This is a genomic window from Aquimarina mycalae, from assembly GCF_029906345.1.
Lineage (GTDB): Bacteria > Bacteroidota > Bacteroidia > Flavobacteriales > Flavobacteriaceae > Aquimarina.
Genome location: NZ_JARYGY010000001.1, coordinates 11,018 through 27,005 on the forward strand (window position 1 = coordinate 11,018; position 15,988 = coordinate 27,005).

The following is a 15,988-nucleotide window of genomic DNA, read 5'->3' on the forward strand; positions in this document are numbered from 1 at the left end:
TTTTTAAGGAGTTTTTTACTTTTAAAAGCTTAATCCAAGGCCAAAAGTAAATCGCAAACCATCTTCACTACTAAACAAATTAAATTGACCCGCAATTGCATCCACCGCATTAATCCATAGACCTCCTCCAATCGAGTCGTGCCAGTTATCCGCATCTTCTCCTTCAAACCATACTCTCCCTATATCGTATCCTCCATAAACTCCTAATTGTAATGGTAATAACCCAGTTTTAAATTTATTAAAACTATACCTAAGGTCTGTGCTAAAGGCTAATGCTTTATCTCCTGTAAAACGTTCTTCTCTAAATCCTCTTAAACTATTAATTCCTCCTAATGTTGCCGCCTGATAAAACTCAAAACTATCTCCAATAATAAATTCTCCTTGTACATCCGTTTTTAATACTAGTTTACGGTTTTTAGTAATTGCATTATAAAACCCAAGCTTTGGATTTATATAACCAAAAACTCTATCAGAATCATCCAGATTCATTTTAGATCCACCTTGCAATCTAAATAACATTCCTCTAGTTGGATTTACACTATTATCAAAACTCTTATACTCATAGTTCACATCTACTCCTGCAAAAAACTTTCTTTCAAAAAAATCAGGATCGGCAGTTACTAAACCAAGACCTGAAGTTATAAACCTTCCAGCAGAATCCTGAACTTCTACTCCTTCATATGATCCAGTAATAGAAAATTCACTTCCATAAAATCCTTTTTTAGCAATCCCCAAGTTCAATCCCCAAATTCCTGTCTTAACTCTATTATAATCTAAACCAAGATTGTCATCAAGATTTATCGTATTGTTTCCAAAACCGAAAAAGTTTTGTGCAAAATTCTCACTTGTATATATACCGCCGATCTGTAATTTCCAATCTCCAACGGCATTTACAAATTCTCCTTTATAGGATACATCATAACCTTCAGTAGCAAAATAATAGGCAGCTTTTATGGTATGTTTGCTTTGATAAGGGCTATTATTAAATCCTCTAACAGTATAAACATCAGTAATATTTATATTGACTCCATCATCAGGATTAAATCCTATTAGCGGAGTTAAGGTATTTGTTTTATCGATATACTTATTATAATCATAAGTATTATGATTGTAGTTATTACTAAAGATAAACTTCGCTCCACTTTTCTTCTTTACGGTATTAGGTTTTGATTTATGATCGTACACTCTAACCTGTCTACCGTTTTCTATTGTATATACATCATTATTTTGTCCTCCCACAATTCTTGTGCATATAGGATTACTTCCTTTCCCAGTAACAACAAATTGATCATCATCATCCAATCCATATATCCATATCTCTTTAGTTTCTTTTGAAGAAATAGTTCTTTCATAAAATGGCTTTTGAGGAGATCCATCTTTTATTCTAGAAATCTTCACAGTGGTTTGATTATCTTTTCTTATAATTTCAAACAGATCATCTTTATCAGTTCCTCTTATAATTACTTGCTTAGAAAGATATTTGTAATACCTTCCTGCGATATCTTCAACATCGTCCCTTCTCTTTCTTAGATATTTTTTAATTCTTTCGACCGTTTCATCCTGTAATTCTATAGGCAAATTTCTAAAAGCTTCATCTATGGCTTGATCACTAAGGTTTTCTTTAATGTATTTTGCTTGTTCCAGCCATACTTTTCTATCAGAATTTTGAGCAAACGTTCTATCCAAACGTATACCAGCCTCATTAATCCATCTTATATTTTTCAACTCTTCATCATATACCTGAAACTTTCTTGTTATAGGGACGATGAATTTTATTACATCTAAAAGTCCTCCATCATAATTAGAAAAAACCTGATCACGATCCTTAGGTATTGGTCGATATACTTTTCCTTGATCGGTATCAAAACGGGACCATCTCCATTGATCAGAATGTCTATCCCAATCTCCTAAGATCATATCAAATAATCTGGTTCGAATATAATGTGGTTCATCCATCTGATATTCTTCATCCTTTCTAAGGTTTTTAAGCAGATCATCTGTCCCTTCGATATCATCTGCGCTCCCAAAAGATGCCACATCTTTATGTTCTTTACCTGGACGTTCCTCCAGAAAATACATCTCGCCTCCAAAATCTTTGTTATATGCACCTAGTGCCGCATGTTTAGGGATATAATATACTTTAGAATTGGCGTGGTATACATTAATAGCATCAGCCAATCCGCCTACGACTAAAAACGCATATGGATAACTAGAGGTATAAAAATCAGAGAGTAATTCTTCGGTAAAAGTATCATCAAAACCATTTTCTAAATAGGTATCTTTAAATGCTCCTTTTTGCAAAAACTGTGTGACACTTTTTCTCATAGCTCTAAGGCTATAGCGTTTTCCGTTTTTATCGATTAATCGCAGAGATCTGGTTACCTGGCCTCCTCCTCTTCTATCAATCGTAAAACCTCCCATCAACGTATCCAAAGTAGCGATCGGAATTTTGATATCTGTACTATATACATCTCTATAATGATCTCCCCATAAAGATTTAAAAAAACCAGATTTTGTGGTTTCTTCTTTACTATAAATAGCGGCAGAGATTTCGTTATCAAAAGAATTACTTAAATCACCTATTGGGTATTCTTCCGGTTTTGTATGAACCCCTTTTTGATATACCAATGTTGCAGTTCCTTTTTCGTCTCCATAAAAACGTACATTAGATGAACCATCAGTATATACATCTAATATCGCAAAACCTTGTTTAGGATATGATAACAATCCATCTTTACCTAAAGAGGCTGGAGAAACTTTTGCACCAGATCCCGAAACAATTTGTTTTAACCCATCACTATCTATATACTGTAAAGAATGTTCATGTCCAGAAGCAAAAATTACGCGCTCACTATCTCGTGAAATTGTAGACAACCTTCGCATTAATTTGTTATAACTTTCATTATATCTATCTTGAGGAGTTACACCTCCTTGCGAACGAATTTGAGTCACAAGTGAACCTAAAATTGGCAGTGGAATTTTCTTTTTAGATGGAAAAATATGATTCTTAAAATTATACTTTCCTCCATGTGGCCCATTCGTAAACATAGGGTGATGCATGGTTACAAGTACAGTTTTTCCATTATGTTTTTTAAGTTCTCCTTCTATCTCACTTAAGAATTTATCTCTGGTTTTGATTTCACAATTATCATTAATCGTTGGGTTTTTGTTCCAGTCTGCCAAATACCATTGCGTATCCAAAATAATTAACTGTATTTTATCACTTACTTCTATACTTTCAATAGGGCAGCCTTTTGATGGTAAAAAAGATTTTTTATTTTTTAATTTCTTTGTCACATACTTTTCCTCTCTCTTTAATCCTTTTACTCCATCGTTATACCAATCATGGTTACCAGGAATAAATATCACTTCTCCATCAAAATCAGTTGTTGCATTGATTTGAGCATCAATCCTATGTTCTGACAACGCTCTTTCTGAGGATTCTTTGCTCGGCATTCCTTTTTGATAAATATTATCTCCCAGATATAGCAGATAATCTCCTTTTGTGTCCTCTTTTGCTAATACTTGTTTCAATACATCTAATCCAACAGTACTTTCATTCATGTTAGCATTACCTGCATCACCTATAAGGTAGAAGCTTTTTTCTATCTCTTTATCTGGTAATGTATCAGAGAAATTTTCGTCTAAATATTGAGGAGTGTAGGTTGCACATGAGTTAAATAACAAAATGCATATTACTGAGAAAGCAAGGATATTTTTATTCATAAAGGAGTACATTCACTTTTTTTTAATTATTTTGGTTACTGAAAAATTACAATATGGATACCCTAGTCGAAAAAACTGATAATTTCGTTTCTGATTTGTTTACAAAAAAACTTCCAGAAACCTGTATCTATCATAATTATACTCATACCAAAAGAGTATTTAAAAGTACAAAAGAAATTATTGACAATACTACTATTTCTGAAGAAGATGCACAAGTATTATTATTGACCGCCTTGCTTCATGATACTGGGTACTCAGAAAGTTTTGATGATCATGAAGAACACAGCGTACGTATTTCTGAAGCCTTCCTGAAAAGCCAAAACGTCTCTGACGAAACTGTTTCGAAAGTTTCTACATTAATTATGGCAACTAAAATGGAACACGAGCCGATAAATCAATTAGAAAAAATTATTAGAGATGCAGATGCTTCACATTTAGCTAAAGGATATTTTAAAGAAACTAGCGAATTCTTAAGACAAGAATTTAAACTAAACAATGTAAAAGATTACAATAGTTCTGAATGGTTAAAAATCAATATTGATTTCTTACAAAACAAACATAAATTTTATACAGAATATGCCTTAAAAAAATGGCAACCTAAAAAGGAGAAGCATCTTTTGGAAATATTAAATGAACAAGCAGAGCTAAAGAAAAAAAAGAAAAAAGAAAAGCTTAAAAAGTTAGTAAAAGAAGAAAGCCCAGAAAAAGGGATTCAAACTTTATTCAGAGTTACATTAAGAAATCACTTAAAATTAAGTGATATCGCTGACACCAAAGCAAATATTCTATTATCGGTAAATGCGATTATTATTTCGTTAGCATTATCTAATTTAATTCCTAAACTGGACAACCCTTCTAATCAATACCTAATTATCCCGACATTAATATTCATTATTTTTAGTATTGCATCGATGTTATTATCGGTTTTAGCTACCAGACCTAATGTAACTGGTGGTGAGTTTACGCGTAAAGAAATTGAAGAGAAAAAAGTAAACTTATTGTTTTTTGGTAATTTCCATAAAATGCCTCTTGACGAATACAAATGGGCAATGCATGAGCTTATGGATGATAAGGATTATATCTATGACACCATGATCAAAGATTTATATTTTTTAGGCAAAGTACTTCATAGAAAATACAAAATATTGCGTATTACCTATACTGTATTTATGATAGGCTTTATTACCTCTTCTATTTCTTTTGTAATAGCATTTAACACCTTACAGTAAATCAACAATTATAATCTTGATTACTACTTACTAATTTCTTTCATAAGATCTTCGTAGGTATAATACTCTTTGTCTTCTTTGTTTCTACTGTATAGGATATTTACCCTAAGGGCTTTTAAACCAGTAACTCCTTGTAAATCTTCTAACTCAACTATTTCAATATCCTTTTCTAAGTAGTTTTTAGATTGTAGGAAATTTATATATTTTATATATTCTATCTCATCATTCCTTTGAGAATATACAACTACTAATTTACCTTTCTCTGTGATACGTTGATTTGTGCCTTTAATATATGCTTTGTCTACGCGTTTCTTTACTACCTCATATCTAGCATTATAAGTACCATCGACATCAAAACGCTTTTCATCCATTCTAAATCTAACGGATAACGAAGCGTTAAAAACCAATACCATAGACGCTACATCCAATGCTACTGGAAGGTCTTTTTTAAGTTGGTAATATTCATTCTCCATCTCGCACATAACCTGTAATTGCCATAATCTAAGGTTATACAAATAGATCTTGTTAAAGCTGTTTTTCTTGGTAATAGATTCTCCTATATACAAATTATGCTCTACACCATCTGTTTTAAACCTTTCGAAATAGTGTGGATACATCTTCTGTGCCTCTTCTTGTTTTTTATCTAATAAAGAAGCCATCTTTTTGTTGATTAACATTACAGATTCGTCATAAGCTTTCCTATACTTATAGACCATCTTTATGTTATTATCTAGTTTCTGATTATAAGCTTCAACCAATTCCTTTAGTTCTACATTTTTTCTTCTTAAATGTTTAAATAAAGGCGTAATATCTTTCTTGATAAAATTAAGAATCTTTTGCTCGCTATCTACTTGTAATTGCTCATTAATAAGATTTATAAAATCATCAATTCTATATTTTATTTGCTCGTATATAGGTAACCTTTCTTGTTCAATAACCTTTTCTATAACTTTGGCTATTGCCGTTAGTTGCACAACTAAGTCTTTCTGGACTGAACTATTTCTAGCATCAGAAGATCCTTTTATATCTATTTGTCCAAACAATGGATACACATCTTCAAATACAACTTCTCTATAAGATACTGGATTTTCTTCAACTTTAGCACGCATAAAACGTTTTGCTTCTTGTCTGAATTTCCAATAAACACTAGGATGAATACTTGTACATTCTTGCTGAATAACTAATTCTAACTCATCTTCAGCTTTAGCTTTAGATCTTAAAACAGAATCTACCAAATATGGCATTACATCCTGTAATTTATTAGCATTGATACTATTTAACTCATGTATATTAGGAGATACTATTTCTAGAACTCCTAGTAATTTCCCCTGATCTTCAATAGGTGCTATAATTGCACTATTTATATTTTGTTTTACCAGGTTTTTATACATTTTCTCATCTGGAGTAGATTTCTGATATTTCTTAACATCAGAAATCGCAAAATACTTTGATTCTTTAAACAGATAATAATATGTTCCCTTGCATAAAGCTGCTTCGCACGAATCAGAATATTGATCAAATAATATATAGCTGTCAATGCTTTTAAAAGGTACTCTTTCAAAAACTTCATCCTCCTCATTATAATTAGAAAATCCAACCATGATCTCAGGAAGGTTGAATATTGCTCTAAATATATTCTGGAAGTTTTCTATAAAATTACCTCTAGTTTTATCATACCTTAATAAACTCGTCTTAAATTCAGACAAGGAAACGTCTGTGGTAACATCAAACATATTAGCTATCACGATACCTTTAAAAATCCAGCTGTTAGAAGGAAATTTTTCCTTCCATATTGCCACGTTATCAAAATTATCTAACAACTCGGCAACATCTTCCTCTGTAATATCCTTAGCTGCATCTGTCTTAATTATCTCAATAAAATCACCATTATACAAAATCCTATAATGGCGCATTATTCCAGCTGCATCGGGTATATCATAAAAAAATGGTCTTCTGAAATCAATCTTATAACCATAGTACTGACTCAAAATAATACTACATCCCATAATGAAGTAGTGATCATCATCAAGATTTTTAATCTGAGGTTCAAAATTAGTTCCAGCAGCAGTTATGATATTTTTATAACGTTGTGTAGATTTTAAAACTGTATTATTAAAAGGAATTGTGGCTATTTTTATTTCGTTTTTCTGTAAAATTTGAGAAAAAGAATCTTCTAGAACATATTCGATTTGTGGTAACAATTCTTTCACTCTTTCTTCAGAAGTAATGCCATCTTCTAATTCTGGATATTCTTTAGCAATCTTTAAAATACTTTTGGCACGTTCCCGAAGTAATTCATTATCACTATTAAGAAACTCTCTGTACTGATCAAAGAACAAAGAAAAACTTATTCGAATATCTAAAGGAAAATCATGCTCCAGCACCTTCATAACTGTTTGTTTACGGTAGTTTAACAAAAAAAATATAAAACTTTTTTACATCACCTTAGTATTAACAATTAATTACATTAAATTCTTGTTTAATACTTTATAGCATAACGAAAACCATCAGGATATTTGGACTAACGAGTCGAAAAACTTTCTTTCAGCACACCCATACACCCATAAAGACCCCAATCATTTATTCTTCATGTATTATATTAGACTCTACAATAGTCGATTTTGTTACATTTTTGTCAAAATTTAATATAATCAAATTCTTTTTAGCCAAATAAATTAACAACTACCTATATTTAAAAGTTAATTTTTGGTGTTTACAAATCATATTCTATATTTTTACAACTCAAAAAAAACTTGGAATGAAAAAAATAGTACTGCTTGCAATCATTTTATTATCAGTAGCATGTCAAAAAGAAGAAAAAGGTTATTCAATTTCTGCTGAAACCGAAGGATTTGATGATGGAGTCACTGTATATGTGAATGCAATTAATCAGTCTAATAGACCAACAATTATTGATTCTACTACTATTAAGGAAGGAAAATTTAAAATTGCCTTACCTCCAATAGAAAGTAATGACCTAAACTACTTAACTTTTAAGGATGTGCCTGGAAATGTATTGTATCTAGGAGAAAACAATCCTATTAAAATGACCATTTATAAAGATAGTATGCGATCTTCTATTATAAAAGGTGGTTCAGAAAATCAATTATTCTTTTCGTATTTACGAACGATGAATGCGTATGGAAAAGAAAGACAAGAGCTTAGCAATCAATATCAAATAGCTTCTAAACTAAAAGAAGCGGATAAGGCACTACAACTATCTGCAAAATTAGAAGAAGTTAGAACTAATGAGAAGGAATATCGAAAAGAAATAGCTGTAAAAAACCCTAATTCTTTGGTTGCAGTAATGGCATTAACAGATCTTTTAAATCTTAAAGCTGCTCCAGCTAAACAGATCAAAAAAATATATGCTACTGTAGAAGATACTTTAAAAACATCGCGTTTAGGAAAAAATTTGGATCGTTTAATCCAAGCTTCTGTAGGAAAAATAGATATTGGAAGTGAAGCTGAAGATTTTTCTGCTCCTAACCCAGAAGGTCAGTTAGTTTCGTTAAAAGAATCGATGGGAAAAATTACGATTATTGATTTTTGGGCTTCTTGGTGTAAACCTTGTAGAGCAGAAAATCCAAATGTGGTAAGAGTATACAATAAGTATCATGACAAAGGTCTTAATATTATTGGTGTTTCTCTTGATAGAAATAAAGATCATTGGACAAAAGCAATTACTCAGGATAATCTAGACTGGAATCATGTATCGCACCTAAAATTTTGGCAAGATCCTATTGCTAAAGCATATGGTGTAAGATCAATTCCAGCTACTTTTATATTAGATGAAAAAGGAAATGTTATTGCCAAAAATCTTCGTGGGCCAGCATTGGAAAGCAGAATTTCAGAATTACTGGGTAAAGAATCTTTGTAAATCAAAATGAATAACATAAAAAAACGACCTGATTATCAATCAGGTCGTTTTTTTATTACTAAAGTTTGCCGAGTCTTTGCATTACGAACAATATAATAATAGGTATTGCTAGTAATCCAATCATCAATAAATTTTCTTCAAACAAATAAGGAGCTAATATCAACGTAACACAATACCCTCCAACTGCTCCACCAAAATGGGCATCATGACCAATATTACCTGATCTACTTTTCATTCCGTATATAGAATACAGTAAATACCCAATACCAAAAATATAAGCAGGAATTGGAATGGGAATCAGCATCAAATACAATTTCATATCCGGCTGAAACAATATTGCAGAAAAGATAATACCCGAAACAGCTCCACTTGCTCCCACAGCACTATAATGATATTCATCTTTATGAAAAAACAATGAAAATAAATTTCCAACCAATAGACTACCAAAATATACTACTAGAAACTTAACATTACCTAATGAACCCAGTACGACTGGAGCAAAAAAATACAAGGTAAACATATTGAAAAACAGATGCATTTCATCCACATGTAAAAACCCAGAAGCAAACATACGCAATTGCTCTCCTCTACGAATTCCTCCTATATTAAACTTATAACGCTCAAAAAAAGAAAAATCTTTAAGCCCTTTTAACGAAACAAGGACATTGGCAAGTATGATAATAATTACAACAATATCAAGATGTAGCATATACAATTTTTTGTCGTTCAAATATAGTATATATTTTAACCTAAAGAATAGCTATTTTTAGTTGAGATATGTTCAATTAATATTTCTACCTATTACTTAGTTTTAATAAACTATCTTTAGCCGCTTAAAACAAAATTAATGCAACTAGCGATCTATTGCCTTGTATATCCAATACTATGGATCATCTCTAAATTACCGTGGCGTTTATTTTATATGCTTTCGACTGGTATTTATATTCTTATTTATCATATCATTCGATATAGAAGAAAAACAGTTACCGAAAACTTGATATTAGCTTTTCCTAACAAGGAACAAAAAGAAATACAACGAATCCAAAAAGCTTCTTATAAACATATGTGCGATATGTTTCTGGAAATGATACGTTCACTATCTATTAGTGAAAAAGAAATAATCAAACGTTTTCATATAACAAACATGGAGGACTTGGTTACTTTAGAAAACAAAAACAAAAGCATCATTGTAATGATGGGGCACTATAATAGCTATGAATGGACAAACTCTATAGACTTGATAAGTAAGTTTAGATGTGTAGGCATTTATAAACCTATAAAAAACAAATATTTTGACAGATTGGTGCATCGCATTAGAGGTAGATTTAATTCTAGGTTGATACCAAGCGCTAAGGTCTTTAGGGAAATGACGATGGATCAAAGAAAGGAGAATCATGAATTAAGTCTTTACGGTTTAATTTCTGATCAATCACCTAAGCTTAATAACGCTACCTTTTGGACAGATTTTATGGGTATAAAAGTTCCAGCATTTGTTGGAGGAGAAGTGTTGTCTAAACGATTAGGTCTTAGTATTTTTTATCTTCATGTAGAAAAAGTAAAACGCGGATATTATGAAGCCACGCTAGTTCCAATATCCGAAGAGCCTAAAAAAGAAGATGAGTATTATATCACTACAAAATTCACTCAGTTACTAGAAGAACAAATTAGAAATAAGCCAGAGAATTATTTATGGACACATAAACGATGGAAGCATCGTGATGCAGAACCTCCAAAGGGAGCAATCATAAAATAAACACTTTGTTTTTTAAGATTATTCTAAGATTTCGAGTCAGCAAATAACTTTATATTTGTAGGCTTAAATTAACAAAATGCAATTATTGGTATATCGCCTGGTGTATCCATTGTTGTGGATTATATCAAAATTACCCTGGCGTTTGTTTTATTTGTTTTCTACTTGTGTATACATTTTAGTATATCATATTACTAGGTATAGAAGAAAAACAGTTACAGAAAATCTCGTCCTCGTATTCCCAGAAAAACCACTTTCAGAAATTCAAAAAATTCGCAAAGCTTTTTATAAACATATGTGTGATATGTTTTTGGAAATGATCAAATCCATTTCTATTAGTGATCGAGATCTTTTAAAACGCTTTAAAATCGTTGATATTCACACTTTAAAAGATTTAGAGGCTAAAAATAAAAGTATTGTAGTATTAATGGCTCATTATGCAAGTTATGAATGGGCTACTGTTACACAATTACTAGTAGATTATCCAACTGTTGGTGTGTACAAGAAAATTAAAAACAAATATTTTGATCAATTGGTACATCGTATTAGACAGCGTTATGATGCTAGATTAATCTCCAGTTATAATGCTATGAAAGAGATTACAAGGGATAAAGTAAACGGTACACTTTGTTCTTATGCCTTTTTATCTGATCAATCTCCAAGTCTTGCTAAAACGACATACTGGACAGATTTTATGGATATAAAAGTTCCTACACATATCGGTGGCGCTGTATTGGCGAAAAGATTAGATATGTCTGTAGTGTATTTACACGTTGAAAAAGTTAAACGAGGATATTATGAGGCTAAATTCGTTCCCATAACCGAAAATGCTAAAAACTGTGAAGATTTCTATATTGTAAAAACTTATTTACGGATGTTAGAAGAACAAATCAGAAAGGCTCCGGAATATTATTTATGGACGCATAAACGATGGAAACATCGTAATGCAGAAATTCCGAAAGAAGCAACTATCGATTGATATCAATACTCCTGTCAAAGAAAAATATTTGACAGGAGTATTTTTTAGTATTAAATACCAGCTATTTCCTTAAGAGTAGCGATAGTATCGTTTGCCAATTGATCTGCTTTTTCTTGACTTAGCGCTTCAGTATATATACGAATAATAGGTTCTGTATTACTTTTTCTAAGGTGTACCCAACAATCGCTGAAATCAACTTTTACACCATCTACAGTACTTACCTCTTCTTTAATGTGTGTATTATGGAATCCTTTTAATATATTATCCACATCCAATTCTGGTGTTAATTGCACCTTGTTTTTACTCATAAAATAAGATGGATAACTATTTCTCAATTCGCTAACGCTGCAATTTTTTTCTGCCAAATGTGTCAAAAACAACGCTACACCAACTAGAGAATCTCTTCCATAGTGCAACTCAGGATAAATAATCCCTCCATTTCCTTCGCCACCAATAACCGCATTATTAGCTTTCATTTTTGAAACTACATTTACTTCACCTACCGCACTTGCTTCATAACTACCTTGATGTTTTTCGGTTACATCTCTTAATGCTCTACTTGACGACAAGTTAGAAACTGTATTACCTGGTGTTTTACCAAGTACATAATCAGCACAGGCAACCAGCGTATATTCTTCTCCAAACATCTCTCCATCTTCACTCATAAAGGCTAAACGATCTACATCAGGATCAACAGTAAGCCCAAAATCTGCTTTTTCTTTTACTACCAGCTCTGATAAATCTGTTAAATGTTCTTTAAGTGGTTCTGGATTATGCGGAAAATGTCCATTAGGTTCGCAATAAAGTTCTACCACTTCTACTCCCATTTTTTTAAGTAATTTAGGAATTGCAATCCCTCCAGTAGAATTCACAGCATCCACAACAACTTTAAAACCAGATTTCTTGACCACTTCTGCATCAACTAATGGAAGTTGAAGCACCTCTTCTATATGCTTATCGATATATGTGTCATTTGTAGTAATTGAACCTAGATCATCTACTTCTGCAAAAGTATAATTATCATTCTCTGCTATATCTAAAATCTTCTTACCATTTTCTGCATTCAAAAACTCACCTCTATTATCTAATAATTTTAGTGCATTCCATTGTTTAGGGTTATGACTAGCAGTTAATATAATTCCTCCATCTGCTTTTTCCATAGGAACCGCTACCTCAACCGTTGGCGTAGTAGATAATCCTAAATCTATAACATGGATTCCCAATCCTACTAATCCATTCATTACCAATTGCTGGATCATTGCTCCAGAAATACGAGCATCTCTACCTACTACTACTGTTGGATGTTCTTTATTGGATTCGGCTTTTAACCAACTACCATAGGCAGATGCAAATTTTACTGCATCAATCGGCGTTAAATTATCTCCTACTTTTCCTCCAATAGTTCCTCGAATTCCCGAAATTGATTTGATTAATGTCATATTATTGATCGATTATTTTTTTTCTGTTTTGGCAAATGTACATGCTACAACCGATTACCACAACTTTACGATTAAAGTTTGCAAAAAAAACAATAACAACTTTCTAAAAAATTGTAAATTCACCTAATGAATTTTTTAGCTCATATTTACCTTTCAGGAGATGATCAAGAACTTAAAATAGGCAATTTTATCGCTGATTCTGTTAAAGGAAAAAAGTTTACACAATTTCCAGATCGAATCCAACAAGGTATTACACTACATCGAAAAATTGATTCGTATACAGATAGTCATCCTATTGTTAGGGAGAGTATACTAAGGTTATTTCCTAAATACGGTCATTATAGTAGTGTAATTGTAGATATTCTTTATGATCACTTTCTAGCTGCTTATTGGGACGAATTTTCCAATACCCCATTAGAGGTATATGTTTCAGACTTCTATCAATTACTTCAGGAATATTATGAAATACTTCCTACACGTGTTCAGAATTTTCTACCCTATATGTTACGGGATAATTGGTTACTAAGCTATGCAACAATACCAGGTATCGGCAGGATACTATATCAAATGAATCACAGAACCAAAAACAGGTCCAAGATGAATTTTGCAGTAATTGAATTGGAACAATATTATTCGGATTTCGAGAGGGAGTTTCGTTCTTTTTTCGAAGAATTGGAGTTATTCACAAAAAACGAAATGAGAACGTTATGAGATCGTTTTATCTTTTGATAGTAATAATAGGTATTCTTTCTTGCAAAAAACAAGTTAGCAATTACGATACAACTAATATCTGCAAAGAAAAAATCCAACAAACTTCGAAAAACGGTTACACCAAAAATTATTTTGCCAACTCCATAAATTTAAAAAGCATTGGTCATTATCAAAATGGATTGCAACAAGGATTCTGGAAATACTTCTATCGAAACGGCAATACAAAAGCTGAAGGTCATTATGAAAAAGGTAAGAAACAAGGTTTTTGGAAAGAATATCACAAAAATGGAAATGTAAAATCCGAGGGGCATATTGAAAATTGTGAGCCATCTGGATATTGGAAATTTTATGATAAACAGAATGCCCTTATCAAAGAAAACCATTACTAACAACATTTTATATGCGCGTACTATATTTATTATTAGTTCTTTTAATTTTTTCTTGTAAAAAAAAGCCTGAACTCTCTGCTCATAACCAAGTTAAATACCAACCTGTTCGAGGTGTAATAGCACAAAATGCAATGGTAGTTTCTGCCAGAAAAGAAGCTTCTAAAATTGGTAAGGACATTCTAGAAAAAGGAGGAAATGCTTTTGATGCTATGGTTGCAACCGAAATGGCTTTGGCGGTTTCTTATCCTTATGCTGGCAATTTAGGTGGTGGTGGCTTTATGGTTTTCAGAAAAGCCAACGGAGAAACTGGAGCCATTGATTATCGAGAAAAAGCGCCTTTGGCTTCTTTTAGAGATATGTATTTGGATGAAAAAGGAAATCCTATACCAGAAAAAAGTCAATTAGGAGCAATGGCTGTTGGTGTTCCTGGTACAATTGCAGGTATATTCGAAGTACATAAGAAATTTGGAACATTATCAATAAAAGAACTACTTACTCCTGTGGTAGCACTTGCAACCAAAGGATATGAAGTTACACTGAAACAGCAAAAACGTTTTGAGAAATACAAGGACATATTTATTGAAACTAATACAGATACTATTCTATATGCTAAAACATATAAAGCAATGGATACGGTAAAAAATTTACCCCTTGCAGCGACCATCGAGAGAATTATCGAAAATGGTAAAGATGAGTTTTACAAAGGAGAAACAGGGCAGAAAATGGTTGAGTACATTCAATCTAAAGGAGGTATTATAACAATGGAAGATTTAGCCAAATATCAGGCTAAATGGCGCAAACCTGTTCAGTTTACCTATAAAAACCTTACTATAACATCAATGTCACCTCCATCTAGCGGTGGTATTTGTCTAGCTCAGATTATGAAAATGATCGAACCTTATGATTTAAGTTCTTACGGACATAATTCATTAAAATCGATTCAAATAATCACCGAAGCAGAACGAAGAGCCTATGCAGATAGAAGTTTTTATCTGGGTGATCCTGATTTTGTTGAAATCCCAGTGGACACTTTAATAAGTAATTCATATTTATCGGAAAGGATGAAAGATTTTGATCCTGAAAAAGCTACATTATCTTCAAACCTAAGTTATGGAAGTATTCCTGGATATGAAAGCAGCGAAACTACACACTACTCCATTATTGATCAGTTCGGAAATGCTATATCTGTTACGACTACTTTAAATGGAGCATACGGATCTAAACTCTATGTTCCAGAAATAGGCTTCTTTTTAAACAATGAAATGGATGATTTTAGTGCTAAACCTGGAACTCCTAATATGTATGGATTACTTGGTACAGAAACCAACTCTATTGTTCCCGAGAAAAGGATGCTGAGCTCTATGACTCCAACTCTTGTAGAAAAAGATGACAAGCTATGGATGTCTGTGGGAACTCCTGGAGGATCTTCTATAATCACTTCTGTACTTCAGACCATCCTGAATGTTGAAGAATTTGGTATGACTATGCAAGATGCCGTTAATGCCCCTCGCTTTCACCATCAATGGTTGCCAGATGAAGTTTTCTTTGAACCTAATCTATTTGATCCTAACCTACTGGATAGTTTACAAACGAAAGGATATACCATCAATGAATCCGAAACCAAAATCACAAGTAAAGTAGATGGTATTTTGGTACTTTCTGATGGAAGTTTAGAAGGAGGAGCTGATAAACGAGGAGACGACAAGGCTATTGGTTTTTAATCATATCTAAGTTGTTAAAAAAATCAAACACTTATATCTATTACAGTTAAAAATATAATAGTAATACCGTTACACATATACAAATCATCAATATCTATAACTGGAAATAAAGGTGCTATTTTGTAAAGCTAATTCAATACAAAAAATAAGCTTTCACTATTTGA

11 protein-coding genes are annotated in these 15,988 nt (G+C 32.2%); 7 read left to right on the forward strand and 4 right to left on the reverse strand.

Going from position 1 to position 15,988, the window contains the following annotated elements; all coding sequences use genetic code 11:
- Window positions 1-21: 21 nt before the first annotated feature.
- Window positions 22-3,726, reverse strand: coding sequence for a metallophosphoesterase (locus tag QBK95_RS00060; protein WP_280929237.1), 3,705 nt, complete (start codon window positions 3,724-3,726; stop codon window positions 22-24).
- A gap of 53 nt (window positions 3,727-3,779) precedes the next feature.
- Between QBK95_RS00060 and QBK95_RS00065 the strand changes: the two genes are divergently transcribed.
- The gene (locus tag QBK95_RS00065) at window positions 3,780-4,955 is read left to right on the forward strand and encodes a Pycsar system effector family protein (RefSeq protein ID WP_280929239.1); all 1,176 of its coding nucleotides are present in this window, start codon (window positions 3,780-3,782) and stop codon (window positions 4,953-4,955) included.
- Between the two features lie 23 nt (window positions 4,956-4,978).
- On the opposite strand, the gene QBK95_RS00070 is transcribed toward QBK95_RS00065, so the two are convergent.
- On the reverse strand, window positions 4,979-7,345 hold the full coding sequence (locus QBK95_RS00070; RefSeq protein ID WP_280929241.1) for a GAF domain-containing protein: 2,367 nt from the start codon (window positions 7,343-7,345) through the stop codon (window positions 4,979-4,981).
- A 368-nt stretch (window positions 7,346-7,713) separates the two neighbouring features.
- Between QBK95_RS00070 and QBK95_RS00075 the strand changes: the two genes are divergently transcribed.
- On the forward strand, window positions 7,714-8,835 hold the full coding sequence (locus tag QBK95_RS00075) for a TlpA disulfide reductase family protein (protein ID WP_280929243.1): 1,122 nt from the start codon (window positions 7,714-7,716) through the stop codon (window positions 8,833-8,835).
- A 58-nt stretch (window positions 8,836-8,893) separates the two neighbouring features.
- Here the strand turns inward: QBK95_RS00075 and QBK95_RS00080 are convergent, their stop codons facing one another.
- The gene (locus QBK95_RS00080) at window positions 8,894-9,544 is read right to left on the reverse strand and encodes a rhomboid family intramembrane serine protease (RefSeq protein WP_280929245.1); all 651 of its coding nucleotides are present in this window, start codon (window positions 9,542-9,544) and stop codon (window positions 8,894-8,896) included.
- 138 nt (window positions 9,545-9,682) lie between these two features.
- Here QBK95_RS00080 and QBK95_RS00085 point away from each other — a divergent pair, with 138 nt between their 5' ends.
- Window positions 9,683-10,588, forward strand: a complete 906-nt coding sequence (locus tag QBK95_RS00085; RefSeq protein WP_280929247.1) for a lysophospholipid acyltransferase family protein — start codon at window positions 9,683-9,685, stop codon at window positions 10,586-10,588.
- 76 nt (window positions 10,589-10,664) lie between these two features.
- Window positions 10,665-11,564, forward strand: a complete 900-nt coding sequence (locus tag QBK95_RS00090) for a lysophospholipid acyltransferase family protein (protein WP_280929248.1) — start codon at window positions 10,665-10,667, stop codon at window positions 11,562-11,564.
- 50 nt (window positions 11,565-11,614) lie between these two features.
- Here QBK95_RS00090 and glmM read toward each other — a convergent pair whose 3' ends face one another.
- Window positions 11,615-13,003, reverse strand: coding sequence for a phosphoglucosamine mutase (glmM, locus tag QBK95_RS00095; RefSeq protein ID WP_280929250.1), 1,389 nt, complete (start codon window positions 13,001-13,003; stop codon window positions 11,615-11,617).
- A 126-nt stretch (window positions 13,004-13,129) separates the two neighbouring features.
- Between glmM and QBK95_RS00100 the strand changes: the two genes are divergently transcribed.
- The 3 genes from QBK95_RS00100 to ggt are packed head-to-tail and all read left to right on the forward strand — an operon-like array spanning window position 13,130 to window position 15,824.
- Window positions 13,130-13,714, forward strand: coding sequence for an acyl carrier protein phosphodiesterase (locus QBK95_RS00100; RefSeq protein WP_280929252.1), 585 nt, complete (start codon window positions 13,130-13,132; stop codon window positions 13,712-13,714).
- Window positions 13,711-14,103 carry a toxin-antitoxin system YwqK family antitoxin gene (locus tag QBK95_RS00105; RefSeq protein WP_280929254.1) on the forward strand — a complete coding sequence of 131 codons (393 nt, stop codon included), beginning with the start codon at window positions 13,711-13,713 and terminating at the stop codon, window positions 14,101-14,103. Before QBK95_RS00100 ends, QBK95_RS00105 begins: the two co-directional genes overlap by 4 nt.
- Before the next feature lie 11 nt (window positions 14,104-14,114).
- Window positions 14,115-15,824 carry a gamma-glutamyltransferase gene (gene ggt / locus QBK95_RS00110; RefSeq protein ID WP_280929256.1) on the forward strand — a complete coding sequence of 570 codons (1,710 nt, stop codon included), beginning with the start codon at window positions 14,115-14,117 and terminating at the stop codon, window positions 15,822-15,824.
- Window positions 15,825-15,988: the final 164 nt, after the last annotated feature.

What these genes read in the sequence shown, in the direction of transcription:
- QBK95_RS00060 (WP_280929237.1), bottom strand. Translation starts at nt 3,726, where the DNA reads ATGAATAAAAATATCCTTGCTTTCTCAGTAATATGCATTTTGTTATTT.
- QBK95_RS00065 (WP_280929239.1), top strand. Translation starts at nt 3,780, where the DNA reads ATGGATACCCTAGTCGAAAAAACTGATAATTTCGTTTCTGATTTGTTT.
- QBK95_RS00070 (WP_280929241.1), bottom strand. Translation starts at nt 7,345, where the DNA reads ATGAAGGTGCTGGAGCATGATTTTCCTTTAGATATTCGAATAAGTTTT.
- QBK95_RS00075 (WP_280929243.1), top strand. Translation starts at nt 7,714, where the DNA reads ATGAAAAAAATAGTACTGCTTGCAATCATTTTATTATCAGTAGCATGT.
- QBK95_RS00080 (WP_280929245.1), bottom strand. Translation starts at nt 9,544, where the DNA reads ATGCTACATCTTGATATTGTTGTAATTATTATCATACTTGCCAATGTC.
- QBK95_RS00085 (WP_280929247.1), top strand. Translation starts at nt 9,683, where the DNA reads ATGCAACTAGCGATCTATTGCCTTGTATATCCAATACTATGGATCATC.
- QBK95_RS00090 (WP_280929248.1), top strand. Translation starts at nt 10,665, where the DNA reads ATGCAATTATTGGTATATCGCCTGGTGTATCCATTGTTGTGGATTATA.
- glmM (WP_280929250.1), bottom strand. Translation starts at nt 13,003, where the DNA reads ATGACATTAATCAAATCAATTTCGGGAATTCGAGGAACTATTGGAGGA.
- QBK95_RS00100 (WP_280929252.1), top strand. Translation starts at nt 13,130, where the DNA reads ATGAATTTTTTAGCTCATATTTACCTTTCAGGAGATGATCAAGAACTT.
- QBK95_RS00105 (WP_280929254.1), top strand. Translation starts at nt 13,711, where the DNA reads ATGAGATCGTTTTATCTTTTGATAGTAATAATAGGTATTCTTTCTTGC.
- ggt (WP_280929256.1), top strand. Translation starts at nt 14,115, where the DNA reads ATGCGCGTACTATATTTATTATTAGTTCTTTTAATTTTTTCTTGTAAA.